The 12564-nt window shown below is 62.7% G+C and carries 13 protein-coding genes; 6 read left to right on the top strand and 7 right to left on the bottom strand.

Going from position 1 to position 12564, the window contains the following annotated elements; translation table 11 throughout:
- Positions 1-19 precede the first annotated feature (19 nt).
- Entirely contained in the window at positions 20-967 is a 948-nt protein-coding gene (locus UB48_RS25715) for a DMT family transporter (RefSeq protein ID WP_045202057.1), read from the bottom strand.
- 84 nt (positions 968-1051) lie between these two features.
- Between UB48_RS25715 and UB48_RS25710 the strand changes: the two genes are divergently transcribed.
- On the top strand, positions 1052-1615 hold the full coding sequence (locus tag UB48_RS25710; RefSeq protein WP_045202055.1) for a helix-turn-helix domain-containing protein: 564 nt from the start codon (positions 1052-1054) through the stop codon (positions 1613-1615).
- Between the two features lie 21 nt (positions 1616-1636).
- Here the strand turns inward: UB48_RS25710 and UB48_RS25705 are convergent, their stop codons facing one another.
- Positions 1637-2194, bottom strand: coding sequence for a cysteine hydrolase family protein (locus UB48_RS25705; protein WP_045202053.1), 558 nt, complete (start codon positions 2192-2194; stop codon positions 1637-1639).
- A gap of 107 nt (positions 2195-2301) precedes the next feature.
- On the opposite strand from UB48_RS25705, the gene UB48_RS25700 reads away from it, so the two are divergent.
- Together UB48_RS25700 and UB48_RS25695 are read left to right on the top strand one after the other, a co-directional pair.
- Positions 2302-3282, top strand: coding sequence for a GlxA family transcriptional regulator (locus UB48_RS25700; RefSeq protein ID WP_045202051.1), 981 nt, complete (start codon positions 2302-2304; stop codon positions 3280-3282).
- A gap of 78 nt (positions 3283-3360) precedes the next feature.
- On the top strand, positions 3361-4785 hold the full coding sequence (locus UB48_RS25695; RefSeq protein WP_045202049.1) for an FAD/NAD(P)-binding protein: 1425 nt from the start codon (positions 3361-3363) through the stop codon (positions 4783-4785).
- Here UB48_RS25695 and soxR read toward each other — a convergent pair.
- Positions 4782-5246 carry a redox-sensitive transcriptional activator SoxR gene (gene soxR, locus UB48_RS25690; protein WP_045202047.1) on the bottom strand — a complete coding sequence of 155 codons (465 nt, stop codon included), beginning with the start codon at positions 5244-5246 and terminating at the stop codon, positions 4782-4784. The two genes, UB48_RS25695 and soxR, sit on opposite strands and share 4 nt — an antisense overlap.
- A gap of 88 nt (positions 5247-5334) precedes the next feature.
- On the opposite strand from soxR, the gene UB48_RS25685 reads away from it, so the two are divergent.
- A complete protein-coding gene (locus tag UB48_RS25685) occupies positions 5335-5712 on the top strand; it encodes an antibiotic biosynthesis monooxygenase (protein WP_045202045.1) in 378 nt (125 codons plus the stop codon).
- Here UB48_RS25685 and UB48_RS25680 read toward each other — a convergent pair.
- On the bottom strand, positions 5695-6465 hold the full coding sequence (locus UB48_RS25680) for a S9 family peptidase (protein WP_045202044.1): 771 nt from the start codon (positions 6463-6465) through the stop codon (positions 5695-5697). The two genes, UB48_RS25685 and UB48_RS25680, sit on opposite strands and share 18 nt — an antisense overlap.
- On the bottom strand, positions 6452-7561 hold the full coding sequence (locus UB48_RS25675) for a DUF3182 family protein (protein WP_082075523.1): 1110 nt from the start codon (positions 7559-7561) through the stop codon (positions 6452-6454). Before UB48_RS25675 ends, UB48_RS25680 begins: the two co-directional genes overlap by 14 nt.
- A 220-nt stretch (positions 7562-7781) precedes the next feature.
- Here UB48_RS25675 and UB48_RS25670 point away from each other — a divergent pair, with 220 nt between their 5' ends.
- Together UB48_RS25670 and UB48_RS25665 are read left to right on the top strand one after the other, a co-directional pair.
- Entirely contained in the window at positions 7782-8942 is a 1161-nt protein-coding gene (locus UB48_RS25670) for a cysteine desulfurase family protein (RefSeq protein WP_045202041.1), read from the top strand.
- 56 nt (positions 8943-8998) lie between these two features.
- Complete coding sequence (locus tag UB48_RS25665) at positions 8999-10810, top strand: aminopeptidase P family protein (protein ID WP_045202038.1); 1812 nt, start codon at positions 8999-9001, stop codon at positions 10808-10810.
- A gap of 59 nt (positions 10811-10869) precedes the next feature.
- Here the strand turns inward: UB48_RS25665 and UB48_RS25660 are convergent, their stop codons facing one another.
- Both UB48_RS25660 and rhtA read right to left on the bottom strand, forming a co-directional pair.
- A complete protein-coding gene (locus UB48_RS25660; protein WP_045202036.1) occupies positions 10870-11151 on the bottom strand; it encodes a hypothetical protein in 282 nt (93 codons plus the stop codon).
- Between the two features lie 185 nt (positions 11152-11336).
- On the bottom strand, positions 11337-12224 hold the full coding sequence (rhtA, locus tag UB48_RS25655; RefSeq protein WP_045202035.1) for a threonine/homoserine exporter RhtA: 888 nt from the start codon (positions 12222-12224) through the stop codon (positions 11337-11339).
- Positions 12225-12564: the final 340 nt, after the last annotated feature.

The following is a 12564-nucleotide window of genomic DNA, read 5'->3' as shown; positions in this document are numbered from 1 at the left end:
GATAGCCTGCATTTGTCGATCACAGACCCGGTTCGCGTTCTTCGGCGTGGGCCTCGAGAGTCGTCTGCTCTTGGTTACGGCGGCGAAACTTCAGCTCGCTGACCACCACGGCGACGACGATCAGCAAACCGCCAAGCAGGGCCACGCCTGGCAGGCGCTCGCCGGCAATGCGCCCGACGATGCCGGCCCACACCGGTTCACCGGCATAAATCAGCGTGGCACGGGTTGGCGAGACCGATTTTTGTGCCCAGTTCATCGCCACCTGGATCACCGCGCTCATCGCCCCCAGGCCCACGGCGCTGAGCAGCAACAGCCAGGAGAAGTCCGGCAGGCGCTCCTGGGTCGGTACCACCATCATGAACGACAGCGCCGAGGCGGTGGCCAGTTGCACGACGGTTACCCGGCGAACATCCACCTGGCCGGCGTAGCGGCTGATCAGGATGATTTCTGCGGCAATGGCTACGGCGCTGACCAGGGTGGCGATTTCCCCCGGACTGAACTGCAGCGAACCACCACCGGGGCCTGCCAGCAGCATCAGGCCGGCAAACGCCAGGCAGATACCCAGGCTTGGCATCAGGCCCGGGCGGCGGCCCAGCACCAGCCATTGCAGCAAGGGCACGAAGGGTACGTACAAGGCGGTGATGAATGCCGACTGGCTGCTGCTGATGGTTTGCAGGCCAACGGTCTGCAGGCCGTAGCCAAGCATGATCGATACACCGATCAACACCCCGGCCTTGAGTTCGGTAGCGGTCAGGCCCGGCAGCGAGCGGGCCGTCACCAGACCGACGAACAAGGCCGCGGCGGCAAAGCGCAAACCGACGAAGAACATCGGCCCGCTGACCGTCATCACGTTATGCACCAGCAAAAAGGTGCCGCCCCAGAGCATAGTGATAAACACCAGCACCAGTTCGGCCTTGCTCAGCCGGAAGGAAACGGAAGGGCGTTCAGCGGGGTTCGTTGGGGTCATGGCCTTGCACACGGAAGAGGGTCGACGCACAATTGCGGCGAAAGTGGGCAGTATACTGCGCAACCCCTATTGATGAGCAATATAGTGCACAAAGATTCCCCTCAACGCGCCTCGGTGCTTCAGCACGTCAGCCAGAACATTCGTCGCCTGCGCCATGCTGCCCAATTGAGCCAGAGTGCCCTGGCGCAAAAGTCCGGGGTCAGCCGGCGCATGCTGGTGGCCATCGAGGCCGGCGAAAAGAATGTCAGTCTGACTACTCTCGATCTGATCGCCGAAGCCCTGCAAGTTGCCTTCAGTGACTTGATCAAGGCGCCGGATAACCGCGACCCGAGCCGCATCAACGAACTGGCCTGGGCCGGTGTGCATCCCGGCAGCAAGGCCGTGCTGCTGGCAAGCTCCGCCGCCACCCGGGAGGTCGAACTCTGGGAGTGGCGCCTGGAACCCGGTGAGGTCTACCCCTGCGAGCCCGATGCCGATGGCTGGAGCGAGCAGTTGTTTGTGTTCGAAGGCTGCCTGACCCTGGAGGTCGAAGGGCAGCAACAGCGGTTCAATGCTGGCGAGTTCTTCACCTTTGCCAGCAATCGCCGCTATGCCTATCGCAATGACGGCGAGGTGGCGACCCGCTTCGTGCGCAATGTGGTGATCTGAGCACGCGGCGGGTCACGGCACTCAGCGCTTGGTGTCGGTCAGGTAGTGTTCGGTGGAAATCACCTGGGCGTAGGCGAAGGCCAGCGATGCCATAAAGGCTGCATGCACCTGCGCCGCCGGCACATTGATGCCGTTGAACTCCAGGGCGCGGGTCGCGCAGGCATCGTGAACCACGGTGACGCCATAGCCGTAATCGGCCGCCGCGCGGCAGACGGCATCGATGCACATGTGGCTCATGCTGCCGATCACCGTGAGTTCGCTGACGTTCTGCTCATCCAGCAACTGCTTGAGCCCGGTACCCAGGAACGAATTGACCCTGTGCTTGAGCAGCACCGGCTCGCCTGCGCGGCTGGCGGCCTTGGGGTGAATCTGCGCACCTTGCGAGCCCGGGGTGAAGAACGGCGCGTCTTCGGACTCGAACTCGTGACGTACATGCACCACCAGGTCGCCACGGGCGCGGGCGGCCTCAAGGATGCTGGCGGCGTTGTCGGCTGCCGCATCGGCACCATCCAGAGTCCATTTGCCGCCGGGGAAGTAATCGTTCTGGATATCGATGACGATCAGTGCCTGCTTGCTCATGTCAAAAGCCTCGTGTTGGGGAGTGGTTGTGGCGTGGTGATAGTTATAGGCTTGGACGATGCGCTTGCGGATTGGCGCGAACGACAAATTGGCGGGAAAAACTGACAATGGCAGCGGCGCAGGACACTCTGGAAATTGGCCTGCTGGTTTATCCCGGCGCGCAACTGGCCGCCGTGCATGGCCTGACCGATCTGTTTGCCGTGGCCAACCGCCTGCGCCTGGAGTTGGGGGCGCTGGAGCGGCCCGCATTGCGCGTCAGCCATTGGAGCGAGGGGCCTGATCAGCAACTGCAGGTAACCTTCGACACGCACCCAGGCAGCCTGCACCCGCTGCGGGCCATGATCATCCCGCCGAGCCTGACCCAGGCGCCCTCGCCCGAACTGCTCGATCGCTACTGTGCCAGCCTGCGTCAATGGCATGCGGACGGCGCATTGCTGGTGTCGGTTTGCGTCGGGGTGTTCTTCATCGCCGCCAGCGGCCTGCTTGACGGGCGCCCGGCGACCACCCACTGGAATTTCGCGCAATCACTGGCCGAGCGCTTTGCGCAGGTGCAGGTCGAAGCCAACCTGCCGCTGCTCGATGACGGCGACATCATCACCTCGGCCGGGTTGATGGCCTGGACCGATCTGGGCCTGAAACTGGTCGAGCGTTTCCTGGGCGAAACCCTGGCGGCGGAGACTGCGCGGTTCCTGGCGGTCGAACGGGTCAGCGGCGGGCAGCACCCCGGCAGCGTCTTCAGCCCTCGGCTGGACCACGGCGACGAGGCGGTGCTCAAGGTCCAGCACTGGTTGCAGGGCAGTGGCGCGCGTGAGGTGTCGCTGGCGGCCATGGCCGCGTGTGCCGGCCTTGAGCAGCGCACTTTCCTGCGCCGCTTTCGCAGCGCCACGGGCCTTAAACCCACCGAGTACTGCCAGCAGGTCAGGGTCGGGCGGGCTTGCCGCATGCTTGAGTTCACCAACCGCTCAATCGACCAGATCGCCTGGGGTGTCGGCTATCAGGACCCGGGCGCGTTTCGCAAAGTGTTCTTCAAGGTCACCGGCCTTGCCCCCAGCGACTACCGGCGCCGACTCACCGCTGTGGTGGCTTGATCCTACTTTGGTACAGGCCGGGCTGCGCACTTGGCGTTTTGTTGCCTATTATCCGTTGCAAACAAGACGGAGAACGCCATGAGCGCCCCTGAACAAGCCGAGAGCCCGCCTGCCGATGTGCTGATCATCGGCGGCGGCCTGAGCGCAGCCCTGCTGGCCGCGCAGCTGTTACGCCAAGCCGGCCAGCGCCGTGTACTGGTCGTCGAGCCACGCGATGAACTGGGGCGCGGCGAAGCCTACAGCGCCACGCACCTGGGGCACACCCTCAACGGCAATGCCGCGCGCATGAGTGTCGACCCGGACAACGCCGATGACCTGAGCCAGTGGCTGGGCCAGCACATTGCTGCCGGAGGCTGGCCAGAGTCGGCCGCGCAAGGGGTACCGGTGGCGGAGCTGTTTGCGCCTCGCGGGCTGTTTGGCGAGTATGTCCGTCAGCGCCTGGCCGAGGCGCAGGCGGTGGGTGCGCAGCAGGGCTCGTGCCTTGAGCATGTTCAGGCCGAGGCGCTGGACCTGGCGGTGGATGAACTGGGGCTCAGTGTAAGCCTGGCCGACGGTCGGACCTTGCGCGCCAGCCGGGCCGTCCTGGCCACCGGCATGTTTGCCGCCGCGCGTACTCCCCAGCGCGGCGACAATGCTTTCAACAGCGCCTGTGTGGACCCCTGGGATATCCAGGCCATGCGGTCGATCAACCCAGACGGCCGGGTGGTCATTATCGGTTCCGGGTTGACCATGGTCGACGCGGTGGTGTCGCTGCAGGCAGCCGGCCATCGCGGCCCGATCGAGGTGTTTTCCCGCCACGGGCTGCTGCCTCATGTACGTCGTCAACCGCCGGCATGGGAAGATTTTCTCGCTGCGGACCTGTCACTGCGCAGTCCATTGCAACTGCTGCGGGCCTTGCGCAATCAGTGCCGCCTGGCCCAGCAGCAGGGCATCGACTGGCAGGCGCCCCTGGACACCGTGCGCGTGCATATCGGCAGGCTCTGGAGCCAGGCCAGCGAGCGTCACAAGCGCCAGTTCGTGCGCCATGTGCGGCCCTGGTGGGAGAGCCATCATCATCGATCGCCACCGCCGGGAGCGGCATTGCTGGCGCAGTTGATCGAAGCAGGGCGATTGCGGATTCATGCGGCGTCGTTGCAAGGGGTCGAAACCGGCGCCGACCGCCTGCCGGTGGTCAAGCTGCGCTTTCGCGGGCAAACGCAGGTCGAGCGGATCAGCGCCGACGCCCTGATCAATTCCACCGGTATTGAGTACGACTGGCGCAGGGTGGCCCGGCCCTTGCCGCAGAATTTGCTGCAACGCCGGCTGATCCAGCCGGGGCCGCTGGCCCTGGGCATCGCCGCAAACGCCCAGGGCGCGGTGCAGGATGGCGAGGGCCGCTACAGTTCGCAGCTGTTTGCCATGGGCCCGCCGCTGCGCGGGTTGTGGTGGGAGAGCACATCGGTGACCGACGTGGCCTTGCAGGCCAAGGCGCTGGCGCAGCTTCTGGCCGGCACGGGCCGTTAGTCGTTGGGTTCGGCGCCAGGCTCCAGCAGTTGCGGCCCAGGGCCCTGTTCGCCGAGCTGGTCGTCACAGTTGCGCAGCGGACAGCTTTGCAGCGACATGCAGCCGCAGCCGATGCAGCCGTCGAGCTGGTCGCGCAGCACCATCAGCTTGTCGATGCGCCGGGTCAGGTCCTGGCGCCATTGCTCCGATAGCCGTTGCCAGTCCTTCACGCTCGGTGCACGGCCCACCGGCAGCGTTTGCAACGCGGCATGAATGGTGGCCAAGGGAATACCCAGGCGTTGCGCCATCTTGATCACCGCCACCCGACGCAGGGTTTCGCGCGGGTAGCGGCGCTGGTTGCCGGCGCTGCGGGTGCTGTAGATCAGGCCTTTGCTTTCGTAGAAATGCAGGGCGGTCACGGCCACGCCGCTGCGCGCCGACAGTTGGCCGACGCTGAGGGCACTCTGGGCGGTATCGGGCATGACAGGATTTCTCTTGACCTCTAGTTAACTCGAGGTTTTACCCTGCCTGCCATCGCACCGCAAGTGCAAAGGCAGAGGGAGTAGCTTCATGCTGGTTTCAGACAACAGCCTGTGTTTTACCCAGATGATCGAGTTCGAGGTGGCGCCGGATCGTCAACACGCGCTGGCCCAGGCGCTGGTGCTGCGCAGCGAGTACCTTGCCGTGCAGCACAACGGCCTGGTCGCTGCCAGTATCCAGGCCAGCGATGATGGCAGCCGGGTATTGCAATACCTGCAGTGGCGGTCACGTACTGCCTGGGAGGCTGCTGTCAGCAGTTTCGAGCATGAGCCGTTCCTGCAACTGATTCGCCAGCACCAGGCCAGAAGCGTGAACTTCAATGCCTTCCAGACCCTCAGCAGCCTGGCCCGTACAGCCGAGCACGGGCTGCACTGCCAACTGCCTATGGACTCAGGAGTACCAGGGTGAATGATGCGGGTAGCGGTCAAGTCTTGCGCCAATGACCATTTCGCTGATCCAGGCACTGAGAATAGAGCTGTAGGCCTTCTGGCTGCGGTCGCTGGACAGTGCGTGGTCGGCGCCGTCGACGATCCGGTGGGTCAGCGAATGGGCACTGACGAAGGCTGAGCGGTAACTCATCAAGGTGCTGTGTGGCACGAAGTCGTCCTGTTCCGACTCCACCAGCAGCACATCGCCGGCAAACTCTGCGCAGGCGCCCAGTGCACGGTTGTCTGCCGGCGCGAGCGGGCGCTGACGGTAGTCGCTCAGACGCTGGCGGTCGAGGGCTTGTTTGGGCAGCTTCCATTCCTCATCCCAGTACAGCGCCGGCACCCGTAATGCCAGCCATTTGACCGGGCGCAAGGCTGTAAGCAAGGTCGCCAGGTAGCCGCCGTAGCTGCTGCCGATCAGGGCGATGGCGCTGCTGTCGACTGCCGGATGACTGACCAGCCGATCGTAGGCGCCAACCAGGTCAGCGAGGTTCTGCTCGCGGGTAACGCTCAGGCGCTGGCTTTCGGTCTTCTCGTGGCCACGCAGGTCGAAGGTCATGCACACGCAGCCAAGGCCGGTGATCTGCTTGGCCCTGGCCAGGTCGCGTTGCTGGCTGCCACCCCAGCCGTGCACAAAGAGGATGGCGGGCACCTTGGCACTGGGGCTGACGATGGTTCCGGCGATGCTTTCGCCATCGACCGGAATCTCGATCGCTTCGCTATGGATGGTCATAGTCGCGGATCCGTGCGTATTTGCAGACTCGTCCGAGTTCACTGTCGTCCCCCTGATAGAAAATCGTCGCATCGGCGGGCAGCTCAGGCGCGTCGAAGGCTTCATGGGTGGAGGCGCGCACGCGCATCAGCGCCGGGTCAGCGGCAAACGCCTGCAGCGCCAGTACCTCGGCACTGCTGGCACCACCGATGCGCCAGGATTGTTCGAGCACGCCGCTGCGCAGCTTGCCCTGGCTGTTAAGGCCGCGTGCCACGTCATAGTTGCGCCGTGAGGCAATAAACCCAGGGAAGCTCTGCAGCGCGGCCTGTTCGTAGGTCCTGGCCTGGGTAATGGCCAGGCGCAGGTGATCTTCCAGTTGCAGTTGCAGCAGGTCGTCGTAGTCACCGCGCACCAGCACCAGGTCCGACCCGCCGTAGATCTCCTCGCCCTGATGGTCGCGGGTCAACTGTTGGGTGCCGTAGTAGCTGCAGAGGATGCCGGCGACCAGGGCCTGGCCGACGCTGAAGGTCTGCACCTGGCTGAGGTTCTCCTCCAGGGTCAGGCCCCAGAGGGCTATTTCCTGTTCATCCATGGCGCCCAGTGCCTGTTCCAGGCCTTTCATGTCGTCGATCACGCATTGCCCGCGGCCTGCGGTGGCGCGCACCGGCTTGAGGCGCAGGGGCCCCTCGCGCAACAGCAATTGTGCGGCGCGCAGGGCATCGTCGAGGCTAAAGACGCTGTAGCCACGAAGCAGCGCATCCTGGGCCAACCGGGCGAAATCATTGCTCCAGCCCAGCGGAAAACGCGCATCGGCCGCAATCGGGTGGGAAATCGCCTTGGTGGCCATAAACGGCTGGCTGACCAGGCCGCCAAACAGATCGGTCGGTGCGCCAATGCCCATTGCCCGATAGCGTTCGGCACCGATCAGGGTTTCAGTGGGCAGGTAGTAGAAGTTCTGTTTTGCCGTCGGCGGCTGGGCAGGGCTGACCACCTCGGTGTGGAACAACTGCGCGAGCCGTTCGGCGAGCTTGAGGTGCACACTGTGTTCGTGTTCGGGTGTACTTTGACGGGTATCCAGCAGCACCACGCCTTGCTTGCGGTCTGTCGATCGGAGCATGGGCAGATCCTCCCTTGCCGGGCTGTACTGAATGTGAAGTCCATGAGTGGCAGAAGTTCAGGGTGAGTGACTGAAGGATGGTTTTTTAGGTTATATAAATATGAAAATTGATAATTTATAGTTCTATTGGTGGCTGGTGCACTATGGCGTTGCACTTTCCCTACACGGATTTAGGCAACGTCTGCTTTGCATGGCGACGACAACCAGAGAGCCTGCTGTCATGAATGATCTTCCGCTGTATTTCGACTACGCCGCCACGACACCGGTCGACGAGCGAGTCATCCAGGCCATGGTCAGCTGTCTGGGTGCCTCGGGCAATTTTGGCAATCCGGCCTCCAGCTCCCATTGCTACGGGCAGAACGCGCGCACGGCCGTGGAGAATGCCCGTGCCCAGGTTGCCGGGCTGGTGGGTGCGCAGGCCGGGCAGATCGTCTGGACCTCGGGGGCGACCGAATCGAACAACCTGGCGCTCAAGGGCCTCGCCCAGGGGCGCCAGGGTGGTCACATCATTACCAGCCAGATCGAACACAAGGCGGTGCTCGATACCGTTCGCCAGCTTGAGCAAAACGGATTCGAGCTGACCTTGCTCGCGCCCGACGCCCAGGGCCTGATCACAACCGAAGCGCTGCGCGCAGCCCTGCGCGAAGATACTTTCCTGGTTTCACTGATGCTGGTGAATAACGAGCTGGGGACCGTCAACGATATCCCGGCGCTGGCCGAGGTTGTACGCCAGCATGGCGCCTTGCTGCATGTGGACGCGGCGCAAGGGGCGGGCAAGCTGTCGATCGACCTGGCCCGCTGGCCGGTCGACTTGATGTCCTTTTCCGCGCACAAGGTCTATGGGCCCAAAGGCATTGGCGCCTTGTATGTAGGAGAGCGCGCCAGGCCCTTGCTGCAAGCGCAGATCCACGGCGGCGGGCACGAAGGCGGGCTGCGCTCCGGGACGCTGGCAACGCACCAGATCGTCGGCATGGGCGAGGCGTTTGCCGTGGCCCAGGCGCTGCTTGAAGACGAAACCCGGCGCATCGCTCATCTGCAGCAGCGCTTGCTCGATCAGTTGCTGAGCGTGCCCGGAGTGAAGCTCAACGGCAGTGCCGGGCAACGCATCGCGCATACCCTGAGTCTTACCTTCGGCGCTGACGTTCCCGATTTTTCGACGTTGGCCCAGACCTTGGCATTTTCTTCGACCTCAGCCTGCAATTCGGCGAGCAATGCAGCGTCCCACGTGCTTCTTGCGCTGGGGCTCGAGCCGCAGGCCGCGCGCCAGACCCTTCGCCTGAGCCTGGGCCGCTACACCCGGGCAGAAGACATCGACCAGGCAATCCGCGCGATAAAGGCCTCGTTACAATCACAACCCTTCTGGGCGGTTGCCCAGGGCTGAAGCCTGTTCCATTATCAGCGCCTATAACAATGGATGCCGTGGTAGCAGGAGTCAGCATGAACACTCAGTCTTCAACGCAGGAAGCGGTGAATACGCGCCTGGAACGTATTCGTGAAGTGATGCAGCGCGAAGGCGTCGATGCCCTGTTGGTGCCTTCGGCCGACCCGCACCTTTCCGAATACCTGCCCGGTTATTGGCAGGCCAGGCAATGGTTGTCCGGGTTCCATGGCTCGGTCGGCACCTTGATCGTCAGCGCCGACTTCGCCGGCCTGTGGGCGGACAGCCGCTATTGGGAACAGGCAGAAAAGGAACTGGCGGGCACTACCATCGAACTGGTGAAGTTGCTGCCAGGCAAGCCCGGTCCGCTGGACTGGCTGGCCGAGCAGGCCCCTGAAGGCGGCGTGGTTGCGGTCGACGGCGCGGTCATGGCCCTGGCATCTGCACGCCAGCTGGGCGAGCGGCTCAAGGCGCGCAACGTGCGTTTGTTAAGTGATAGGGATCTGCTCGGGCAAATCTGGGCTGACCGCCCGGCGCTGCCGGAAAACCCGGTGTACCAGCACCTGCCGCCCGAAGCCACGGTCAGTCGTGCCGAAAAGCTGGCCAACCTGCGTCAGGCCATGGGCGAGCGTGGCGCCGACTGGCACTTCATCGCCACTCTGGACGACATCGCCTGGCTGTTCAACCTGCGCGGCAGTGACGTTTCCTACAATCCGGTGTTCGTTTCCTTTGCCCTGATCAGCCAAGGTCAGGCCACCCTGTTCGTCGCCCTGAACAAGGTCGACGAACATTTGCGTCATGTGCTGGAAGTCGACGGCATCCGTTTGCGCGACTATGCCGAGGTTGCCTCGGCACTGGCCGCGATTCCCGCTGGCGCCAGCCTGCTGATCGACCCGGCGCGAGTTACCAGTGGCCTGTTGGCCAATGCCGCCAATGGCGTTCGCCTGGTAGAAGGGTTGAACCCGACCACGCTGGCCAAGTCGCAGAAAAGCGCAGCCGACCTTGCACATATCCGCAAGGCCATGGAGCAAGATGGCGCGGCGCTGTGCGAATTCTTCGCCTGGTTCGAGGCGGCCCAGGGGCGCGGCGAGCCGATCACCGAGCTAAGCGTGGATGAACAGCTCAGTGCTTCGCGTGCACGTCGCCCGGGGTTCGTCTCGCTGAGCTTCTCGACCATCGCCGCCTTCAATGCCAATGGCGCCATGCCGCATTACCGGGCAACCGACGAATCCCACGCGCGCATTGAAGGCGATGGTCTGTTGCTGATCGATTCCGGCGGACAGTACCTGGGCGGGACTACCGACATCACCCGGATGGTGCCGATAGGCAACCCCTCTGTTGAACAAAAACAGGACTGCACCCGGGTACTCAAAGGTGTCATTGCATTGTCCCGCGCGCGTTTCCCTCGCGGCATCCTGTCGCCACTGCTCGATGCCATAGCTCGTGCGCCCATCTGGGCGGAGCAGGTCGACTACGGTCATGGCACAGGGCATGGTGTCGGCTACTTCATGAATGTGCATGAAGGGCCGCAGGTGATTGCCTATCAGGCCGCCGCCGCGCCACAGACCGCCATGCAGGCGGGAATGATCACCTCGATCGAGCCCGGTACCTATCGTCCCGGCGAGTGGGGCGTGCGTATCGAGAATCTGGTGTTCAACCGTGAGGTGGGCAAAAGCGCGTTTGGCGACTTTCTCGAGTTTGAAACCCTGACGCTGTGTCCGATCGATACCCGCTGCCTGCTGACGCAGCGATTGAGTAGTGAGGAGCGTGACTGGCTCAATGGCTATCACGCAGAGGTACGCAAGCGCCTTTCGCCATTGTTGGAGGGGCCTGCGTTGCGTTGGTTGCAGGTTCGTACGGAATCGATCTGATATCTAGACGGCAGTGACAGCAAGGGCAGCCTGTGGGCTGCCCTTGTTTTTTGATCAGCTTACTTGCAGATGACGATCATGCTGCGGCTGGTGTAGCCAGCAGGGTTGAGGCCAAAAGGATAGTCACCGGGCTCGGCATCGCCGTCACCTGAACGGGCAATGACTTTATAGCCTTTGCTGCCGCAGGAGGCTTCGGCCTTGGCGTAGCATTTGTCCCAAGATGAAGACAGGCCAGAGCAGTTGATGTGCAGGCCTTTCTTGCCTCGTTTGACTTCGGTGCTCGCCGTCGCCGCACACCCCGCGATGGCCAAAATGGCTAGGATGAGCAAAATTCGTTTCATTCCTGTCCTTAATGCGTACCGGGTCTACCGCCCGTGTCTAATTTCCCGTGCTTCGTCCCTGATGCCTCTTCGCGTCCCTGTCTTGTCAATTAGATATCTTTAAGGTTGACGTTATATGACAGCTTAAAGATGGTGGAAGTCCGGCACAATGACCAGCGTCTATTTAAATGCAAATATTTCTCAAATCAGTCAGCGGCAACCAGCGCCGGGCGTTCCTTGCGCAGTGACAGGGTGGCGCCAACTGAGGCGGTAATGATTGCGGCAATAGCCAGCCATTGCGCTACGGTCAGCACTTCGCCCAGGAACAGCAAGCCTGATAGTGCGCCGAACGCGGGTTCGATACTCATCAAGGTGCCGAAGGTCCGGGCGGGCATGCGTGTCAGGGCGACCATTTCCAGGCTGTAGGGCAGGGCTGTGGAGAGTATCGCAACGCCCAGGGCGATAGGCAGCAGTGATGGGGTGAGCAGCGCGCTACCGGCATGGGCTATGCCGATGGGGGCGACGAACAGCGCGGCAATCATCACGCCCAGGGCGGCGGTCTGGATGCCGTTCTCGGCACCGGCCTTTTGCCCATATAGAATGTACAGCGCCCAGCACACGCCGGCGCCCAGTGCGTAGCCTGCGCCAACCAGGTCGATGCCGGCGCTGGTCTGGCCGATCGGAATCAACAGCAGCAAACCAATTACCGCCAGGCCGATCCAGAGAAAATCCACGACCCGTCGCGACGCGTACAGGGCGACGGCTAGCGGGCCGGTAAACTCCAAGGCGACGGCAATGCCCAGTGGCACGGTGCGCAGCGACATATAGAAGAGGAAATTCATCCCGCCCAGGGCCATACCGTAGATGATCACGGTGCGCAGGGTGCTGGCACTGAGCCTGGCGCGCCAGGGGCGCAGCAGCAACAGCATGATGATGCTGGCAAAGATCAGGCGCAGGGTGGTGGTGCCTTGTGCGCCCACTACCGGGAACATGCTCTTGGCCAGCGAGGCCCCGGACTGGATCGAGGCCATGGCGATCAGCAGCAAGCCAATAGGGAAGAGAGTGGCGGCCAGGCTGCGGGGTTGGCTATTCATTGCGGGAGGGCATTCCTTATATAGGTACTAGCGCGGGCAGACTATGATGCGCAAAGGCCCAAAAATGAGCAATATACTGCTCATTATTCTTTTGTTCGGGGTTTTCTGAATTAACCCTTGACGTCCGATTTAATCTCTCTATAATTCGCCCCACTTCCGGCGCAGTCGGAACTGAAAACTCCTTGAGTTTCAAAGGGTTAGCGGTTCCAGGGTCATCCGGAGGTGCTTCGATCGAAAGATCGGCAGCGGTGAAAAAAAGGCAGTTGACAGCGGTTTGAAACGCTGTAGAATTCGCCTCCCGCTACGAGAGATCGCAGCGAGTCAAGTGGTTGAAGTTGAA

It is taken from the genome of Pseudomonas sp. 2(2015) (assembly GCF_000955865.1).
Classification (GTDB): Bacteria; Pseudomonadota; Gammaproteobacteria; order Pseudomonadales; family Pseudomonadaceae; genus Aquipseudomonas.
This window is presented reverse-complemented; position numbering and strand designations above follow the sequence as displayed.

Excerpts from the sequence above, each read along its gene's own strand:
- UB48_RS25680 (WP_045202044.1), bottom strand. The coding sequence starts at position 6,465 with ATGACCATCCATAGCGAAGCGATCGAGATTCCGGTCGATGGCGAAAGC.
- UB48_RS25715 (WP_045202057.1), bottom strand. The coding sequence starts at position 967 with ATGACCCCAACGAACCCCGCTGAACGCCCTTCCGTTTCCTTCCGGCTG.
- rhtA (WP_045202035.1), bottom strand. The coding sequence starts at position 12,224 with ATGAATAGCCAACCCCGCAGCCTGGCCGCCACTCTCTTCCCTATTGGC.
- UB48_RS25660 (WP_045202036.1), bottom strand. The coding sequence starts at position 11,151 with ATGAAACGAATTTTGCTCATCCTAGCCATTTTGGCCATCGCGGGGTGT.
- UB48_RS25700 (WP_045202051.1), top strand. The coding sequence starts at position 2,302 with ATGGCAGCGGCGCAGGACACTCTGGAAATTGGCCTGCTGGTTTATCCC.
- soxR (WP_045202047.1), bottom strand. The coding sequence starts at position 5,246 with ATGCCCGATACCGCCCAGAGTGCCCTCAGCGTCGGCCAACTGTCGGCG.
- UB48_RS25665 (WP_045202038.1), top strand. The coding sequence starts at position 8,999 with ATGAACACTCAGTCTTCAACGCAGGAAGCGGTGAATACGCGCCTGGAA.
- UB48_RS25675 (WP_082075523.1), bottom strand. The coding sequence starts at position 7,561 with ATGCTCCGATCGACAGACCGCAAGCAAGGCGTGGTGCTGCTGGATACC.
- UB48_RS25695 (WP_045202049.1), top strand. The coding sequence starts at position 3,361 with ATGAGCGCCCCTGAACAAGCCGAGAGCCCGCCTGCCGATGTGCTGATC.
- UB48_RS25685 (WP_045202045.1), top strand. The coding sequence starts at position 5,335 with ATGCTGGTTTCAGACAACAGCCTGTGTTTTACCCAGATGATCGAGTTC.
- UB48_RS25670 (WP_045202041.1), top strand. The coding sequence starts at position 7,782 with ATGAATGATCTTCCGCTGTATTTCGACTACGCCGCCACGACACCGGTC.
- UB48_RS25705 (WP_045202053.1), bottom strand. The coding sequence starts at position 2,194 with ATGAGCAAGCAGGCACTGATCGTCATCGATATCCAGAACGATTACTTC.